Here is a 17,067-nt window from a genome sequence, read left to right as displayed (position 1 = left end):
GGCAGGCTCCGTCCGTCACGGGCATTCAAGGCAGCGGCCACCCTCTCCAGGCTCGCATTTTCTTTTGGATACAAGTACATCATAGTTGGCGGCTGAGGGTGGCGCGAGGGGGTTATCTAGGGGTTGGCACAAGCGTGGGACACAATCGCGCCGCCGCTGGAGTGCCCTCGCTTCGGTGGCCTACCTTTCTGCCTTGATGGACACCCCGCCGATCCCCGCCGCCGATCCCACCCCGACTCGCCTGGTCGACAGCGATGCGCTGGCCGACTTGGCCCGGCGCGCCCGGTTCTTCGAGGCCTTGTCGGGCAGTCTGTCCCAGGGGCAATTCCGCCGCCTAGTGCTGGCCAAGCCGCGCAGCGGGGCCGGCGATCTGGTGCGTGTCAGTGCCCGGCCGATCGAGCTGCGCGGCGTGGCCTGCCTGCAACTGCTGCACCAGCACCGCACCCGCGATGTGACCGAGAACCTGCCGTTGGACCAAGCCCAGGCGCGGCTCGAGGGGTTGCTGGGCAGCGTGCTGGCGCATGGCCATCTGTTCACCGCCGACGAAGAGCTGCAGCTTCTGGTCAGCAAGAAGGGCCGCATCGCGTTGCGTCGCGCCCGCGTGGCATCGGCCGACGAGGCGCCTGCCGATGCGACGCCGGCGCGTGGCCATGAACGCGCGAAGCGGCGGCTGCTGGCACTCGACGCGCCGTTCCTGCAGGCGCTCGGGGTGGTCGACCGCGGCGGCGCGCTGGTGCCGGCGATGGCGCGCAAATGGAAGCAGATCAACAAGTTCGTCGAGGTACTGGACCATGCGCTGGACGAGGCTGGCCTGGCGCAGGGCACGCCGCCTTCCGATGCGGCGCCGTTGCAGGTGGTCGATTTTGGTGCCGGCAAGGGTTACCTGACTTTCGCCACCCATCACCGCCTGGCCGACGGGCGGGGCTGGCCGGTGCGCACGCTCGGCGTCGAGCTGCGGCAGGAACTGGTCGACCTGTGCAACGCCGCGGCCCGGCGCTGCGCGATGGCCGGTCTCGACTTCGAATGCGGCGACGTCAGCCGTGTGCTGCCGCCGCATGTCGACGTGATGATCGCGCTGCATGCCTGCGACATCGCGACCGACCATGCGTTGAACGCCGGCATCCGCGCCGGTGCGGCGGTGATCCTGAGCTCGCCTTGTTGTCACAAGCAGATCCGGCCGCAGCTGCAGCTGCCGGCGGTGCTGCGGCCGATGCTGCGCCACGGCATCCACCTCGGCCAGGAGGCCGAGATGGTGACCGACAGCCTGCGCGCGCTGCTGCTCGAGTCGCGCGGTTACGACGCGCAGGTGTTCGAATTCGTCTCGCTGGAGCACACAAGCAAGAACAAGATGATCCTGGCGGTCAAGCGGCGCCAGCCGCTGCCGGCCGCGCGGCTGGCGGCGCTGCTGGCGCAGATTGCCGAGATCAAGGCTTTCTATGGTCTCCAGGAACACTGCCTGGAGACGCTGCTGCAGGCCGAGCCGGCGTAGCGGCTGCCCGGACCGGTCACGCGGGGCAGGTCACGCGCGAGATCACGGCCGCCAGCCGGCCGAGGTCCAGCGGTTTGGCGACATGGTCGTTCATGCCGGCGGCCAGATAGGCGGCGCGCTCTTCGACCATCGCGTTGGCGGTCATCGCGATGATCGGGATGCGCGAGACGTCGCCGGGCAGCGAGCGGATCGCCCGCGTCGCGGCCTCGCCGTCCATGCCCGGCATCTGGATGTCCATCAGCACCAGGTCGTAGTCGGCCGCCTGGACCTGGCGCACCGCCTCGAAGCCGTCGGCCACGATGTCGCTGAAATGGCCCAGGTGGTCGAGCATCGCCTTGATGAGGATCTGGTTGACGCCGTTGTCCTCGGCCACCAGGATGCGCCGCGCCGCTTGCGGCGCAGGGGCCTCGGCTGCCGGCGCCGGGGACGGGTCCGGGCCGCCGCTGCTGAGGGCGGGCATCGGCTGCTGCACCACCTCCAGCGGCAGGCTGATGCTGAACGTGCTGCCTTGGCCCGGCGTGCTGTGCACGTCGATGTGGCCATTCATCAGCTCGACGATCTCCTGGCTGATCGCCAGCCCCAGGCCGCTGCCGCCGTGGCGCCGCGCGGTGCTCGAATCGCCCTGGCTGAAATGGCGGAACAGCCGCGGCAACGTGTCGGCGTCGATGCCGATGCCGGTGTCGCGTACCGAGATCATCAGCTCGACGCGCCGGCCCGGCAGTGGCCGGTGCGTCACGTCGACGTCGACGCGGCCGTCGGGGGTGAACTTCAGTGCATTGCCGATCAGGTTGAACAGCACCTGGCGCAGCCGGCTCGGGTCGCCGCGCAGCCGCGTCGGCAGGCCCGGCGACGACGTCATCGCCAACACGAGGCCCTTGGCCTCGGCACGCACCGCCAGCAGCGACACGACCTCGTTGACGGTGGCCAGCGGATCGAACTCGACGATCTCCAGCTCCATCCGGCCGGCCTCGACCATGGACAGGTCGAGGATGTCGTTGATCAGCGCCAGCAGCGTCTGGCCCGAGCTGCGGATCAGCTCGGCGTAGCGCCGTTGTTCAGGCGTCAGCGGCGTGTTGAGCATCAACCCGTTCATGCCCAGCACCGCGTTCAGCGGAGTGCGGATCTCATGGCTCATCGAGGCCAGGAAGCGTGACTTGGCCTTGTTGGCGGCTTCGGCGTCGGCCTTGGCCCGCTCGAGCGCGCGTTCGGCGGCGGTGACGTCGTGGTAGACGGTGATCACGCCGCCGTCCGGCGTGTGGCGCTCGACGGCGTGGATGACGCGACCATTGGGCAGGATCTGCTCGTGTTGGCCGTCCTCGGTGCGGTGGATCGCCAGCCGGCGCTGAACCCAGCCTTGCTGATCTTCCGGCGCGGCGTCCGGCATCATCGCGTTGACGCCGACCAGCGCCAGCCGCTCGAACGGCACGCCGGGCGCGACGACGTCGGCCAGCCAGGGGTAGATCTCGAGGAAGCGCGGGTTCCAGACCACCACGCGGTCGTTCGGGTCGCACAGCAGCATGCCGTCGGCCATCGAGGCCAGCGCCTCGTCGAGCATGTTCTTGCTGCGGTTCAGCGCGGCCCGCGCCTGGGCCAGCCGGCCAAGGTGCCAATGGGCGAAGGCGCCGGCACCCAGCACCATCATCAGGAACAGCCCGGTCGCGGCGAGTACGAAACGGCGCTGCTCGTGCGCATCGGCCAGCGCCGCCTCGATCGGGATCGACGCGGCCACCAGCAGCGGCCGGTACAGCACCGGCCGCACGGCCACCAGCGCCGGCGCACCGCCGATGCGCGCTGGCCCGGGCTCGGCGTGGCCAGTGGGCATGGCTTCGCCCAAGGGTTGCGGCAGGCGTTGGCCGACCAGCGTGTCGTGTGGCGGCACGCTGACCAGCAACTGGCCGTCGTCGCGCTCCAGCGTCGCGACCAGGCCGTCGATGTCGGCCGCCTGTGACAGCAGGCTGGCGATCAGCGACGCTGGCACTTCGGCCACCGCCAGCACCCGCACGCCGCCGCCCATGTCGACCGGGCGGGCGAAATAGATCATCCGCTCGGTGGTGACGAAATTGACCAGCGGCGGGCTGATCACCAGCTGCGGCGACGGCAGCGCCATCGCGTCGTTGACGAAGCCGGGCGGCAGCGGCAGCCCCAACCGCGCACTGTCGGGCTGGGCGGCCGCCAGCACGCTGCCGTCGGGCTGCAGCAGCACCAGATCGCGCACCAGCAGGTTCTGGCTGATCGTCGTGCGCAGCTGCGACTGGGTGCCTGTCACGTCATAGGTGCCGTTGGCCAGGCGGTGGGGGCGCAACAGCGCCTCGCTGCCGGCGAGCATCACGTCGACCCCCAGCAGCGTGCGGTTCAGCGACGCCTCGGCCCCGGCGATGAACCGCTCGGCGCGTTGGCGCGCCTCTTCCAGCGCGTCGCGTTCCTCGCTGTTGACCAGCGCCGTGGCGGCGGCCAGCACCGTGCCGACGAACACCGCCACGAAGCCGGCGATGGCCCACTGCACGCGAAGGGGTGGATTCATTGAGGACTGGCGCCCGACCTTGCCTCGACCCCGCTGATGGGCCCGATGGTCTGGTTCCAGGCCTCGGCGCACGGGGAGCCGCAACGCTGGATCCAGCGGGCGATCACGGTGCCGGCCAGCACATTGCGGCGACGCTGGTCGTCGGCCGGCGTTGGAGCCCGGGCCTGCAGGCGGCCGGGTTGGCCACCACAGGCGTGTTCGCCGGTCAGGCAGCGCACGCCGTCGCCGGTCTCACGCTCGGAATCGGCCCAGATCACCTGCTCGAGGCGCATCAGCTCTTGCTTCAGCGTCGAGCGCTGGTCGGCGGGCAGCGCGGCCCAGGCGCCGGTGTTGGCGCCGAAGACCGCCATGCCCCAACTGACCGGCATCGTGAACAGGTGGCGGGTGTGCTGTTGCAGGCCGATCGTGTAGCCCGACATGCTGCCGGTCAGCGCGCATTCGACATTGCCGCTGCGCAGGTTTTGCGTCAGCTCGGCGAACGCCGTGTTGACGGGGTGGGCGCCGAGCGCCTCGACCCAGTCGGCCTGGGTCGCGCTGGCGGTGCGCACGCGCCGGCCGGCCAGATCGGCCAGGCCCTTCAGCGGGCGCTGGCAGAACAGCATCTGGGCCGGGTAGACATAGATCGCCAGCAACTCGACGCCGTGCCGCTCGCGCAAGGTCTTTTCGAGAAACGGCCGGTAGGCCATGACGTGCCGGCGCAGACTGGCCATGTCGGGGTTCAGGCCAGCCAGGTCGGCGGCGCCCAGCAGCGGCTCGGTGGCGCTGGACAGCGACACCAGCGCGGTGCCGAACGGCACCACGCCCAGCTGCATCAGGCGCAGCATGTCTTGCCCGCGGATGCCTGCGCGGTCGAACGGAACGATCGTCGCGCGCAGCTTGCCGTTGGTCAGGCGCGGCAGCTCCTGGGTCCAGAAAGGCTCTTCATGGCGGGTGTACTGGTTGACATTGGCCAAGCCGCCGACGATGCGCAGCGGTGCAGCCGCCGCCGGGGCGGACGCTGTTTCGGCCGCGGTGGCCGTGGCCACCAATGTCGCGGTTAGGCAGGCGGCCGCGCAGGCGCTGAGCAGGTTGACGGCACGCGTAGGCGGTCGGCCTCGGTAGACGGGACTGTCGAGTGTCTGGGCTGCTGGCATGCCGATTCGTCGCGCGTTCGTCTGAGTCGAATCCTCCACTGGAAGCGCGAACGAGTATGGCAGGAAGCAGCGGCGCTGTCACAGCCGCGCCGGCGGTTCAGGTGCTGCGGGGATCACCCTGCAGGTACAGACCGAAGACGAGGCGGAAGGCGTCCGAACTGCGGGGCCCCAGCCGCCCGTCTTCGCGCAGGAAGATGCCGGGGAAATGGTTCAGGAAGTGTTGCAGCGCGATGCCGTCCGCTGCCACCGTGTCGGGGTCGTAGTGCAGCCGGGCGGTGGGGACCGCAGGGGCTGGCGTGGCCGCTGGCGTCAGGGTTGCCGGTCGGATGGCGGCCGTTCCGGCGACGGCGTCGCTCAGCGCGCCCTTTTCGGCCAGGCGCCTGAGCAGCGCCGCGGCACCGACCTGCTTGCTGACGGCGCTGGCCGAGAAGGTGCCGTCGGCCACGTACTTGCCGCGCAGGTAGTGGCTGGTGTAGCTCCACAGGTACGGGCTCTTGACCTCGGGGTGGGCATGGCGGTAGCCCCAGCCGTTGTAGCTCTCCCACTTGAACAGGATGCCCGGGACGCTCCAGTCGTCCCAGCGGTCGTAGCGGGCCAGCTGCAAAGCATCGGCGGCGCTGGCTTCCCAGCTGAACGGCGGCGCGCCGGTCAGTGGCCGGCCCGCCGGCACATGCACCGTGCGGGCGGACAGCGGATCGCCGTTGTGCAGATGGGTGTCGAAGCGCGCGCTGGCTTCCAGGCTGTGGATCACCGCCAGCACATACCAGGGCAGGCCCAGCGGCTGGGCAACGGATTCGTAGCGCAGCCGATGGCCGAGGGCCCGTTCGGCACACGCATCCACCTCGGCCTGGCGCTCGGGGCGGATCTGGCAGCTGTCGAACAACTGCTGGTATTCGGCGCGCAAGGCGCTGGTCAGGCTGGGCATATCGCAGTCTCCTGGCAGCCCGGGCTTCCCCGTGGAACTGCGAAGCCTGCGGCAAACGCCGCCGCGTGTCATCCCACAGCTGCGGGACGCCGGCCGTCGTTCATCCCCCCAAGCTTGCATATGCACGGCTGGCTTGCGCGTCTGGCCGCCGCGGCGCCGGGCCGCCACAATGCGCGCGTCGATCGACACGGGGGCGATGTGAGATGACCGCTTTGTTGCTGGGCCTGCTGCTTTTTCTCGGCGTGCATTCGGTGCGCATCGTGGCGCCTGCCTGGCGCGACGCCCAGATCGCACGATTCGGCCGCCACGCCTGGCGCGGCCTGTATTCGGTGGTCTCGCTGGTCGGCTTCGTGCTGTTGGTCTGGGGCTACGGTCAGGCGCGCCAGCAGCCGGTGGTGCTGTGGTCGGTGCCGGCGGGCCTGCGCCACCTGGCGGCGCCGCTGGTGCTGATCGCCTTCGTCCTGATCGCCGCGTCGCAGGTCGGCGGCAACGCCATCCAGGCCAGGCTGCAGCACCCGATGCTGCTGGGCACCAAGCTGTGGGCCTTCGCGCACCTGCTGGCCAACCAGACGCTGGCCGACCTGCTGCTGTTCGGCGCCTTCCTCTTCTGGGCGGTGCTGGCGTTTCGCAGCGCGCGCCGACGCGGGCCTGTCGAGGTGGTGGTGAAGCCCGGACGCACCGCGATCGCGGTCGTCGCGGGTGCAGCGCTGTGGGCCTTCTTTGCCTTCTGGGCGCACACGGCGTGGATCGGCGTCAGGCCGTTCGGCTGACGCTCGTCAAAACTCAGGCAGCTGGCCCTTCGCCGAAGAGGCGCTCGAACAGGCGGCTGCCGATCAGCTCGCGCACCTGCAGGCCGGTCAGCGATTCTTCGAACACCGAGCCGCGTTCGACGTCGAACAGCTCGGGTTCGGCGCCGGCGGCCAGCGGCTGGGTGTCCTGCCAGCTCGGGCTTTCGGGGGCTTTGTTGATGCCCAGCGGCGGCAGTGCGTCGAGCGGTGCCGGCCAGGTCAAGGGCGGCAGGTCGGGGCGGTAACGGGACTGGTAGGCGGGCTTCATGGTTCGCTCCAGGCAGGTCGAAGGACCCGTGACAGGATGTTCGTCAGGCTACGCGGGTTTCCACCATGAAAGCCCGGGAACAACGGGGTGAGCACCGCCCAGTTCTGTCATCACGCCGTCACGAACGGGTCTTGCCGGCGTCACGCTGCATGGCTAAGGTCGCAGGCCTTTCATCCAGGAGGCTTCGATGAACCAGACCAAGAACCCTGCGCGGCGCCACGGTGCGCGGATCGCCGGCATCACCCTGGCGGCCCTGGCCGCGCTGGGCAGCGTGCCGGCCCAGGCGGGGCTGCCGCAGCTGTCCGGCCCGCCGCTGGTGATCGGCCATCGCGGTGCGCCCGGCCACCTGCCGGACCACACGCTGGAAGGCTATGCGCTGGCGATCGAGCTGGGCGCCGACTTCGTCGAGCCCGACCTGGTGGCGACCAAGGACGGTGTGCTGATCGCGCGCCACGAGCCGAACCTGATCGCGACGACCAACGTCTCGAGCATGCCGAAGTTCGCTTCGCGCAAGCGCGTCGCGATCGTCGACGGCGTGGCCGAGGAAGGCTTCTTCGCCAGCGACTTCACGTTGGCCGAGATCAAGGAGCTGCGCGCGGTGCAGCCGATGGCGCAGCGCGACCATGGCTTCGACGGCCAGTACAAGATCCCGACGCTGCGCGAGGTGATCGCGCTGGTCAAGCGCAAGACGCTGGAGAAGGGACGCACGATCGGCATCTATCCCGAGACCAAGCACCCGACCTACCACAAGAGCCTCAACCTGCCGCTGGAAGACCGGCTGCTCGACGAGCTGACACTGGCCGGCTGGAACTACCGCAACGCGCCGGTGTTCATCCAGAGCTTCGAGACCGCCAACCTGCGCGAGCTGCGCGCCAAGACCAGGGTGCACCTGGTGCAGCTGGTCGACGCCGATGGCCTGAACGCCGACGGCTCGCTGAGCTTCGTGCCGCCGTACGACAAGCCGTACGACTGGGTCGTCTCGGGTCGGCAAGGCCTGTTCAGCGATCTGGTGACCCCGGCCGGCCTGGCCGAAGTCGCGACCTACGCCGACGGCATTGGGCCGTGGAAGTACTACCTGCAGTCGACGGCCTGCAAGGTGATCGTCAACGGCACCTGCCAGGACGCCAACGGCGACGGCGCGGTCAACGAGGCCGACCGCACGGTACTGCCGGCCACCGCGGTGGTGGCCAACGCGCATGCGAACGGGCTGGTGGTGCACCCGTACACCTTCCGCAGCGAAGACTCGCGGCTTCCGCTGGAAGACCTCGGCGCGCCGACCAACGAGTACCAGCGTTTCTTCGCGCTGGGCGTCGACGGGCTGTTCTCGGACTTCACCGAGAGCGCCGTGGCAGGCCGCTCGATGTTCCTGTTGAAGAACGCGCCGAACTATCGCAACTGCCTCGTGAAGGGCAACTGCAAACATTGACTCCGGCTCCTACGGAGCGCGCGAAGCGACGCTCCCTCCCGGTGGCGTGCGCGGATCCGGCTTGGCCGGTCCGCTGCGCGAGCCCCCTTGGGGGGCAGCCCCCGGAAGGGGGCGTGGGGGCCTCATGATCATGAACCGGTCGACCACCCGCCAGCCGGGGGGCAAGGGTTCCGCTGCCGAGCGGCGGCGGGGCACCTGGTCGATGCCGAGCAGGAAGACTTCGAGCCCGGCCGGCGTCAGCTTGAAGCGCAGGAAGCCCTTGTGGTCGGCGCAGGCGAGCGAGCCGAAGGCCTGGTTCGGCAATTGGTTGAACAACGCGTTGGCCAGCGCCAGGTAGGCGCCGAACAGCAGCCCGCCGACGAGCAGTCCGGTCGCGCCGACGGTGAACCAGGTGGTCAGTGCGAGCAGCGTGTCGCGCAACGGTGCCGGCAAGCCGGCCAGCGCCGGGAAGTGCGGCACCAGCGCGTGGCAGGCCAGCCAGTACAGCGCGAAGATCAACCAGGCGTGCAACAGGCCGTGGGCCAAGCCGGTGGCGATGCGCCATGGCTTCGGTGCCGGGCCCTCCCAGGCCGTCTGTACGCAGCCGGCCAGCATGAACACATTGACGAAGGCGGCGAATGGGCTGAACACCATCGCCTTCAGCCACAGCCAATGGGCGGCCACGAACCCGAGCTCCGCCATCGGTGCAAAGCCGTCCGGCCGGTAGCTGGCCGAGAACACGCCCGAGTTGACATAGGCATTGAAGCCGTAGAGCAGGCCCAGGCACATCGCGAAGCCAAGGTTGGACTGCCAGGCCTCGGCCAGCGTCGCCAGCCAGCCCAGCTCACGCGGCGAGCGCGAGAAGCGCACCCGCAGCAGCGCCAGCAGGTTGGCCCAGGCCAACCTGCGGGTGCGCGCCGGCGGCGGGAAGTCCATCGTCGCCGGGTCATGGTGGAAATGGGCGTAGGTCGTGCTGCCGGCCGCGTCGTCGTCGCGTTCGGCAAGGCCGACCCGCACCCGCAGACCGAGGTCGAGGCTGGCGACATTCGGCTCGGGGCTGCGGTCGAGCACCTTGGGCTGCTGCACGTCCTGGCTGTGCGTCGGGTGCAGGAAGGCGCCGCCAGTGCCACAGATCAGCAAGTGGCTGGACAACCCGGTCAGCGGGTCCACCTCCAGGGTCTGCCGGCTGTACAAGTGCAGATCGCCGGCGAGGCGGGCGCGGATGCGGGCACCGCGGGCTTCGATCAGCGCTTCGAGCCGCTGGTAGCGGCGCGGGTAGCCGGGCGCGGCGTGGTCGCCCAGCGGCCGGGTCCAGTAGGGCTCGGGGTAGACCAGCAGCACGTCGTCATCCGCCGCGATGCCGCCGGTGGCTTGTGCCGACAGCAGCGCGGCGAAGGCTTCGAACTGCAGCCGGTCGATGTCGCCGACCAGCGCGAAATCGAGCCCGAGCAGCCAGAAGCCTTGCGGTAGCCTCGTCGCGAAATAGGTCTGGCGCTGCGGCGTGCGGGCACCGATCACCGCACCCTGGTCGTAGTTGACGAAGTAGCGGCAGAAGGTCGACGCCGAATCGAACCAGTCGTGGTTCTGCGGGATCGCGACGATGAATTTGCGTGGCGCGGCCTGGCCCGGGCCGCCATGGTCGGTGGTGCTGAAGCGGCTGTCGGGCGACTGCGCGGCGGCCAGCATCTCGATGAAGCGGTACTGGTACTCGAGCGCGCTGGCGCCGGGGTAGGCGAGGTCGCCACCCAGCACCAACAACTGGCCTTCAGGCAGGCGGTGGCGCCGGCCGTCGGCATCGTCGAGTTCCAGCAGCGGCGCCAGCATCGCCTGCGCGACGGTGAAGGTGGCGTCGCCGCCATCGCCGGTATCGGACAAGAAATCGAACCAGAACGGCGCGGTCTCGCTCGCCGGCTGCGCACTCAGGTCCAGCGGCTCGATGCCGGGCACGAACATCTCGCGCCGGTCGAGGTTGCGCTGGAAGCTGGCCGATTGCAGCCACTCGCGCCCGGCCTGCCACAGCACGCCGGGCGCAAACCAGGCCGTGGGCCGGCGCTCGCAGGGTGGCACGGCAGAGCCGAGCTGGCGTTTCATGGCAGATGTCCTGTCTCAGAAGTCCGCTGCATCGGACGTGCCGCAACGGGGACCGTGAGTCGACGGGCCGGGCGGGTGGCAGGCCGTATCAGCCTGGCTTGGTGGCGCTGCGATGCTAGCGCTGGCTCGGGTGCGCCGATCGAACCGCCGCTGCCCTCGAATGCCCGGTTCGCATGGCTACGGGCCGGTCGACATCGGCGGCACGCCGGTCTCGACCGCGTCGTCGGCGGCCGAAGTCATCATCTGAGGGTGTTGGACTACCCGAAGAGGGACAGCAGGCGCTGCATCGAGTCCTGGTTTTGCCGGAACATCGAGATCGCGGCGTACTGCTGCACCTGGGCCTGGCGCCAGGCGCTGGCGGTCGAGGCCACGTCGGTGCTGACCAGCCGGTCGTAGGCACGGCTGGCGCTCTCGAAACGCAGGTCGGTGGTGTCGGCCACCGCTTCCAGCCGGTGTTCGGTGGCGCCGAGGCTGGCGCGGTGCTGGCCAACTGACTTCAGCGCCTGGTCGATCGAATCGATCGCGGTGCTGCTGCCGCTGGCGGTGGCGATGCTGCCGTTGGTCACGTCCGTCAGGTCGCTGTCGTTGCGCAGATCGGGCGTGGTCAGGTCGAGCGTGTCCTGCGAGCCGGGGCCGGTGTTGATCTGGCGTGTGCCGGCGTCGCTGGACAGGATCTTCTGGCCATTGAAGCTGGTGCCGCCGATCACGCGGTTCACTTCCTGGCCCAGTTGCTGGTACTCGGCGTTCAGGCTCGCCCGGTCACTGTCGTTGAGCGTGCCATTGCGCGACTGCAGGGCCAACTCACGCATGCGCTGCAGGTTGCTCGAGACCTGGCCCAGCGCGCCGTCGGCCGTTTCGGCCAGCGACAGGCCGTCCATCGCGCCCTGGTGCGCGATGCGCTCGCCATTCATCTGAGACAGGAAACGCTCGGAGATCGACAGCCCGGCGGCGTCGTCCGCCGCGCTGTTGATGCGCCGGAGGCTCGACAGGCGCTCGGTGGCCAGGTTGACACGCCAGCTGGCGGTGTCGATCCAACGGGACGAGCTGGACACCGGATTGAAGTTCCACATGGCGGCGGCAGAGGGCGGTTGTTGTTGCCCTGATCGTCCGCGGCGCCTTGACCGTGAGCGGTGGCACCTGGCAATGCGGAATTGCCCGTGACCTTTGCCACGAAATCTTGTCTATAGATCATCGGAAAAGGGGGGTCTCGACACCGGTTATCCTGTCGTCCTTTGGAGGCTCCCTCGGGGCCGGCGGCTTCACGACCGGTAACAGGGCGCAATATTCACGCAACACGGCCTGCCGACCATCCGAGGCCGTACCGAAGGGACCTGGACTGACCATGCGCATCACTAAACGCCATCTGCTCGGCTTTGCGGCCGCTTTGCCCCTGGCCTGGCTGACCGCCTGCGGCGGCAGCGGCGACGACGGCAACGACGCCCACGTGCGGCTGGTCAACGCCAGCCCAGGCTACGCGTCGCTCGACATGTACGTCGACGACGACAAGGAAGCCTCGGCGGTCACCTTCGGCGCCGGCAGCGACTACGCCGCCGTGGCCAACGGCGAGCCCGAAAGAACGCTGACGGCAGCCGGCTCGACCACCGAGTTGCTGTCCCAGACGAGCGCGCTCGACTCCGGCAAGAAGTACACCATCCTCGCCTACGGCTGGGAGGGCGCGCTGAAGTCGTACATCATGAACGACGACGAAGACGAGGCCGACACCGACAAGACCAAGGTCAGCGCCTTCAACCTGGCGGCCGACGCGGGTGACATCGATGTCTACCTGACCGGCGCCGATGACACGCTCGAAGCGTCCACCCCGATCGCCTCCAGCATCGATGCCGGGGCGCAGAGTCCCTTCAGCAGCGTCACCTCCGGCACCTACCGCCTGCGCGTGACGGCCGCCTCTTCCAAGACCGATGTCCGCCTGGACGTGCCGGCCGTCGTGCTGGGCAGCAAGCAAGTGCTGACGCTGGTGATGACCCCGGGTCGCAGCGGCACGCTGGTGCACGCCATTGGCGTGGTTCAAGACGGCAGCGTGACCCCGTATCTGAACACGATGGCACGTGTGCGTCTGGTGGCGGCCGTTGCCGACAGTGGCCTGGTGACCCAGAGCATTGGCAGCACCTCGCTGGGGGCCAATGTCCGCTCGTCGACGCGCCGCGACTATGTGCTGGTGAACTCGGGTGCGCAGACCCTGCACACCTCGGTCAATGGCACGGCGCTGGCCGATCGGGCGGTCACGCTGACGGCAGGGTCGGACACCACGGTGCTGGTCACCGGTACCAGCACGGCGACCGCGTTTGTGAACGTCATTGCCGACGACAACCGCCTGCCGACGGTCAGCACCGAGTACAAGCTGCGACTGATTCACGCCTCGCCGACGTTGGCCGCCGAGAACCTGTCGCTGACGATCAACGCCGGATCGGTGGTCAACGACCTGCCGTTCGGTGACGCTTCGGCCTTCGACACTCAGACCGCAGATACCGTGTCGCTGGAAATCTCGACGCCGCTGCAAGGCACGATCACCACGTTGAGCGACCTGGACATGGACGCCAAGGGTGTCTACACGGTGTTCATGTTCGACTATGTCGACGGCCCGCAGGCCATTCGGTTCAAGGAGCGCTGATCGTTCAGCGGTTCTCACAGCCAAGACGAACGGGGCCCGCGGGCCCCGTTTTTTCTTGGCGCCGGCGGAATCAGTAGATGCGGCGCCGCTCCGGATCGGCGCCGCGCCAGGCCGGCGAGTTGTCGGGCAGGCGCGGGCGCACGGACGACGCGCGGTCATGGGCGCCGCCGGTCAGCACGTGACGCCCGGGACCGAGCGTGATGCAGCGGCCCTTGTAGACCGAGTCGGTGCAGATGTCCCAAAGTCCGCTGTGCACGTCGACGGCCGACGTCTTGTCGCCGAAATCGAGGCGGCCGAGGTATTCGGTCGGTGCGGTGATCAGCAGGTTGCGGCCGCTGAAGTCGCTGTTTTCATACAGCGTCAGCCCACCGATTTCGGGCAACGGCTGGCGGCTGGGGCCGTACAACGGGCGGATCGACGAGGCTTCGTCGTGCATGCCGCCGCTCAGGTGGTGGCGGCCGGGTTCCAGCGTGGTGCAAGTCCCTTCGTAGTTCGAGTCCTCGCACAACTGCCAGACGCCGCGCCGCACCTCGACCGACGAGATGCGGTCGCCCATGCCGTGCTTGCCGAGTGAGGCGATCGGGCCGTTGACGGCCAGCGACTTGCCGCTGTAGTCACCGTCGTCGTAGAGCACCACCGCGGCGTTCGGATCGGTGCCGCCGCCGTTCGGCGTGGTGCTTCCTTCTTTCGGCCGGACCGAGCTCAGTGAGCGTTGCAGGCCGGGCGGCAGCGTGGCGTGCTGGCCCGGGCCCAGCACCAGGCAGCTGCCGCGAAACTGTGCGTCGGTGCACAGCTCCCAGCTGCCGCTGCGCACGACGATCGACAGCGCTTTGTTGTCGAAGCCGTAGTCGGCCAGGCTCGGGTTCGCGCGGTCCAGCCCCAGCGCCACGCCCTGGAACTGGGGCTGCTCGTAGAGCTCGATCGGCGCCGCCTGGGTGGCAGCCGGCCAGGCCAGCGCCGCGGCGGCGCTGGCGGACATCAACGAAAACAGGGGCTTGTGCAAGGCCATGGTCGCGGTCTCCTCCGGTGGGAGGCGGCTGCGCCGCTGGCCGGATCAGCCCAGGCGCCCGGCGCGGAAGTCTTCGACCGCCTCGATGATTTGGGCCTGCGAGTTCATCACGAAGGGCCCGTACTGCGCAATCGGCTCTCGCAGCGGTCGACCGGCGATCAGCAGTGCGCGGGTGGGTTCGGCGCCGGCCTGGACCATCACGCCGTCGGCAGCCGCGTCCTGCGCCAGCACGGCCATGCGTTGCGACGGCACGGTCGTCTCGCCGACCTGCGCTTCGCCACGGTAGACGTAGACGAAGCCGTGGTGGCCCGGCGGCAGTTGCTGCTCAAAGTGGGCGCCGGCGTCGAGGTGGATGTCGAGGTAGATCGGCTCGGTGTGCTCGCGCTGCACTGCACCGGCCACGACATTCGGCCTGCTGCCGGCCGCGCCGGCGATCACCGCCACGTCGACGCCGGGTGCGCGCCAGTGCGGGATGTCCGCCGCCGGGATGTCACGGTAGCCGGCCGGCACCATCTTGTCTTTCGCCGGCAGGTTCAGCCACAGCTGGAAGCCTTCCATCCGGCCTTCCTGCTGCTCGGGCAGTTCGCTGTGGATGATGCCGCGGCCGGCGGTCATCCACTGCACGCCACCGTTCTCGAGCAGGCCCTCGTGGCCGGCCGAGTCGCGATGGCGCAGGCGGCCGGCGACCATGTAGGTCACCGTTTCGAAGCCGCGGTGCGGGTGATCGGGGAAGCCGGCGATGTAATCGTCGGCGTTGTCGGTGCCGAAGGCGTCGAGCATCAGGAACGGGTCCAGCCGCAGTTGCAGGTCTTGCGTCAGCACGCGGGTCAGCTTGACGCCGGCACCGTCGCGGGTCGGGCGGCCGACGACCAGGCGCTCCACCCGGCGCGGCCGGGCCAGCGTGGCGAACGTCGATTCGGGCGTGGTCGTGGTCATGCGGGACTCTCCAGGTCGGGGGGCTTCAGTGTGACGGGGCAGGGCCGGGTGCACCCGGCCGGGGTGTTCAGGCCGTTGCTTCCTCTTCGCTGCGCGACAGCAGTGCAGCGATCTCGGCGCGGGCGCTGGCCAGCGCCTGGGCCTCGGCTGCCGGGCCCATCGCCAGGCCTTCCGCGTAGACGAAGTGCACGTCGGTCATGCCGAGGAAACCCAGCACCGCGCGCAGGTAGGGCACCTGGCTGTCGGTTGGCGTGTCGCGGTGGACGCCGCCGCGCGACAGCACCGCGTAGACGGTTTTGCCGGTGAGCAGGCCGACGGGGCCCTTCTCGGTGTACTGGAAGGTCACGCGGGCCCGGGCGATCGCATCGATCCAGTTCTTCAGCTGCGCGGTGACGCCGAAGTTGTACATCGGTACGCCCAGCACGACGACGTCGGCGGCCTGGATCTCGGCGATCAACGCATCGTCCAGCGCGACGCGGGCTGCCTGCTCGGGCGAACGGGCGTCGGCCGGCGTGAACAGCGCACCCAGCGCGGATTCGTCCAGCACCGGGTGCGGCTGGCGGGCCAGGTCACGCACGGTCAGCGTCGCACCGGGATGGTCGGCGAGCAGGCGGGCCGACAGCTCGTTGGCCAGGCGCGTGGAATGCGAGCCCTGGTCGTTCTCGAACACGCGGGCGCTGGAATTGACTTGCAGGACGTTCATGGCGGGACTTTCGGTGGGGTTGGCGAGCGGGGTGGCTCGATGACTTCACTGTATTGATCGCGTGGTGGCGGATAAATCCATCGAGATGGGTAGGTTTGTTCCGAAAGTGGAACAATGAGGCCTCCCGTCCTGAAAGCCGCCGATGTCGACCGCCGCCGCCGTGGATCCCAATGACCTGGCCTTGTTCGCCCATGTGGCCGACGCCGGCAGCTTCACCCGCGCGGCCGACAAGCTCGGCCTGCCGAAGTCGACGCTGTCGCGCCGCCTCTCCGGCCTGGAGTCGCTGCTGGGCGAGCGGCTGATCCTGCGCACGACGCGGCGCCTGACGGTGACCGAGTTCGGCGCCGCGGTGCTGGAGCATGCGCGCCAGGTGGTGGCCGAGGTCGACGGCACGCTGGCGCTGGCCCAGCACCGCCAGGTCCAGCCCAGCGGCCAGCTGCGGGTGTCGATGCCGGCTGATCTCGCGCTGCTGGCGCTCGGCGGGATGCTGCAGCGGTTCGTGCGCGACCACCCGGCGGTGACGCTGCAGCTGGACCTGTCGCCACGCCGCGTCGATCTGATCGCCGAGAACTACGACCTCGCGCTGCGCATGGGCGAGCTGCCCGACGACACGCACCTGTCGGCACGCCGGCTCGCCTGGTTCGGCGCCAGCCTCTTTGCCTCGCCCGACTGGGCCGCGGCGCATGGCCGGCCGGCCCATCCGGACGAGCTGATTGCGCCGGGGCACGACTGGCGTGCGCTGGCGCTCGTCGGGCAGGGGGGTGAGCCACTGCCATGGCGGCTCGAACGGCTGGTCGAAGGCGCCGGCACGGAGGCGCCAGTGCAGCGGTGGCAAGGCCTGCCGGCCATCCGCATGCTGGCCAATTCACCGGCGGTGCAGCTGCAGATGGCGCGGGCCGGGCTGGGCATCGCGCTGGTCGGTGATTTCTTCGCCGCGCCTTACGTGCACGCCGGTGAGCTCGTGCGGGTGCTGCCGGACTGGCGCTCGACACCCGCGCCGGCCTGGGCCGTGTTCCCGGAGCGCCGGCTGATGCCGGCCAAGACGCGGGCCTTCATCGACGCGCTGGCCGCCGCGCTGGCGCCCTGTCGCGAACTGGGCGCCGATGTCTGTACCGGCAGCTGCCCGGGGCCGGGGGGCGAGCTGATGCTGCCCCGGCCGGATCGCTGATC

The 17,067-nt window shown here is 69.4% G+C and carries 14 protein-coding genes; 5 read left to right on the top strand and 9 right to left on the bottom strand.

The window, feature by feature from the left end:
• Window positions 1–175 precede the first annotated feature (175 nt).
• Complete coding sequence (locus VFY73_RS23365) at window positions 176–1,489, top strand: SAM-dependent methyltransferase (RefSeq protein WP_329723323.1); 1,314 nt, start codon at window positions 176–178, stop codon at window positions 1,487–1,489.
• 16 nt (window positions 1,490–1,505) lie between these two features.
• Here the strand turns inward: VFY73_RS23365 and VFY73_RS23360 are convergent, their stop codons facing one another.
• The 3 genes from VFY73_RS23360 to VFY73_RS23350 form a co-directional block, all read right to left on the bottom strand.
• Complete coding sequence (locus tag VFY73_RS23360) at window positions 1,506–4,010, bottom strand: ATP-binding protein (RefSeq protein ID WP_329723321.1); 2,505 nt, start codon at window positions 4,008–4,010, stop codon at window positions 1,506–1,508.
• Window positions 4,007–5,035: a TRAP transporter substrate-binding protein gene (locus VFY73_RS23355; protein ID WP_329723319.1), complete on the bottom strand. Its 1,029-nt coding sequence runs from the start codon at window positions 5,033–5,035 to the stop codon at window positions 4,007–4,009. Before VFY73_RS23355 ends, VFY73_RS23360 begins: the two co-directional genes overlap by 4 nt.
• A gap of 205 nt (window positions 5,036–5,240) precedes the next feature.
• Entirely contained in the window at window positions 5,241–6,068 is an 828-nt protein-coding gene (locus tag VFY73_RS23350) for a hypothetical protein (protein ID WP_329723317.1), read from the bottom strand.
• A 203-nt stretch (window positions 6,069–6,271) separates the two neighbouring features.
• Between VFY73_RS23350 and VFY73_RS23345 the strand changes: the two genes are divergently transcribed.
• On the top strand, window positions 6,272–6,838 hold the full coding sequence (locus VFY73_RS23345) for an NnrU family protein (RefSeq protein WP_329723315.1): 567 nt from the start codon (window positions 6,272–6,274) through the stop codon (window positions 6,836–6,838).
• Between the two features lie 13 nt (window positions 6,839–6,851).
• Here VFY73_RS23345 and VFY73_RS23340 read toward each other — a convergent pair whose 3' ends face one another.
• A complete protein-coding gene (locus VFY73_RS23340) occupies window positions 6,852–7,124 on the bottom strand; it encodes a hypothetical protein (protein WP_329723313.1) in 273 nt (90 codons plus the stop codon).
• 187 nt (window positions 7,125–7,311) lie between these two features.
• Between VFY73_RS23340 and VFY73_RS23335 the strand changes: the two genes are divergently transcribed.
• Entirely contained in the window at window positions 7,312–8,550 is a 1,239-nt protein-coding gene (locus tag VFY73_RS23335; protein ID WP_329723311.1) for a glycerophosphodiester phosphodiesterase, read from the top strand.
• 9 nt (window positions 8,551–8,559) lie between these two features.
• Here VFY73_RS23335 and VFY73_RS23330 read toward each other — a convergent pair whose 3' ends face one another.
• Together VFY73_RS23330 and VFY73_RS23325 are read right to left on the bottom strand one after the other, a co-directional pair.
• The gene (locus VFY73_RS23330; RefSeq protein WP_329723309.1) at window positions 8,560–10,620 is read right to left on the bottom strand and encodes a hypothetical protein; all 2,061 of its coding nucleotides are present in this window, start codon (window positions 10,618–10,620) and stop codon (window positions 8,560–8,562) included.
• 257 nt (window positions 10,621–10,877) lie between these two features.
• On the bottom strand, window positions 10,878–11,690 hold the full coding sequence (locus VFY73_RS23325; RefSeq protein WP_329723307.1) for a flagellin: 813 nt from the start codon (window positions 11,688–11,690) through the stop codon (window positions 10,878–10,880).
• Between the two features lie 272 nt (window positions 11,691–11,962).
• Here VFY73_RS23325 and VFY73_RS23320 point away from each other — a divergent pair, with 272 nt between their 5' ends.
• Window positions 11,963–13,249 carry a DUF4397 domain-containing protein gene (locus VFY73_RS23320; RefSeq protein ID WP_329723305.1) on the top strand — a complete coding sequence of 429 codons (1,287 nt, stop codon included), beginning with the start codon at window positions 11,963–11,965 and terminating at the stop codon, window positions 13,247–13,249.
• Between the two features lie 70 nt (window positions 13,250–13,319).
• Here VFY73_RS23320 and VFY73_RS23315 read toward each other — a convergent pair whose 3' ends face one another.
• From VFY73_RS23315 to VFY73_RS23305, 3 genes are all read right to left on the bottom strand, one after another.
• A complete protein-coding gene (locus VFY73_RS23315) occupies window positions 13,320–14,258 on the bottom strand; it encodes a beta/gamma crystallin-related protein (protein ID WP_329723303.1) in 939 nt (312 codons plus the stop codon).
• Between the two features lie 45 nt (window positions 14,259–14,303).
• Complete coding sequence (locus tag VFY73_RS23310; RefSeq protein WP_329723301.1) at window positions 14,304–15,194, bottom strand: pirin family protein; 891 nt, start codon at window positions 15,192–15,194, stop codon at window positions 14,304–14,306.
• A 67-nt stretch (window positions 15,195–15,261) separates the two neighbouring features.
• Window positions 15,262–15,897 (bottom strand): FMN-dependent NADH-azoreductase, encoded by a 636-nt coding sequence (locus VFY73_RS23305; protein WP_329723299.1) that lies wholly within the window; start codon window positions 15,895–15,897, stop codon window positions 15,262–15,264.
• Between the two features lie 142 nt (window positions 15,898–16,039).
• Here VFY73_RS23305 and VFY73_RS23300 point away from each other — a divergent pair, with 142 nt between their 5' ends.
• The gene (locus tag VFY73_RS23300; protein WP_329723297.1) at window positions 16,040–17,065 is read left to right on the top strand and encodes a LysR family transcriptional regulator; all 1,026 of its coding nucleotides are present in this window, start codon (window positions 16,040–16,042) and stop codon (window positions 17,063–17,065) included.
• Window positions 17,066–17,067: the final 2 nt, after the last annotated feature.

Origin of the sequence: Ideonella sp., from assembly GCF_036277275.1 — a bacterium.
In the GTDB taxonomy this organism is placed as follows: Bacteria; Pseudomonadota; Gammaproteobacteria; order Burkholderiales; family Burkholderiaceae_C; genus Ideonella.
Note: the sequence above shows the minus strand (reverse complement) of the source record. Positions and strands in the feature narration are given on the sequence as shown.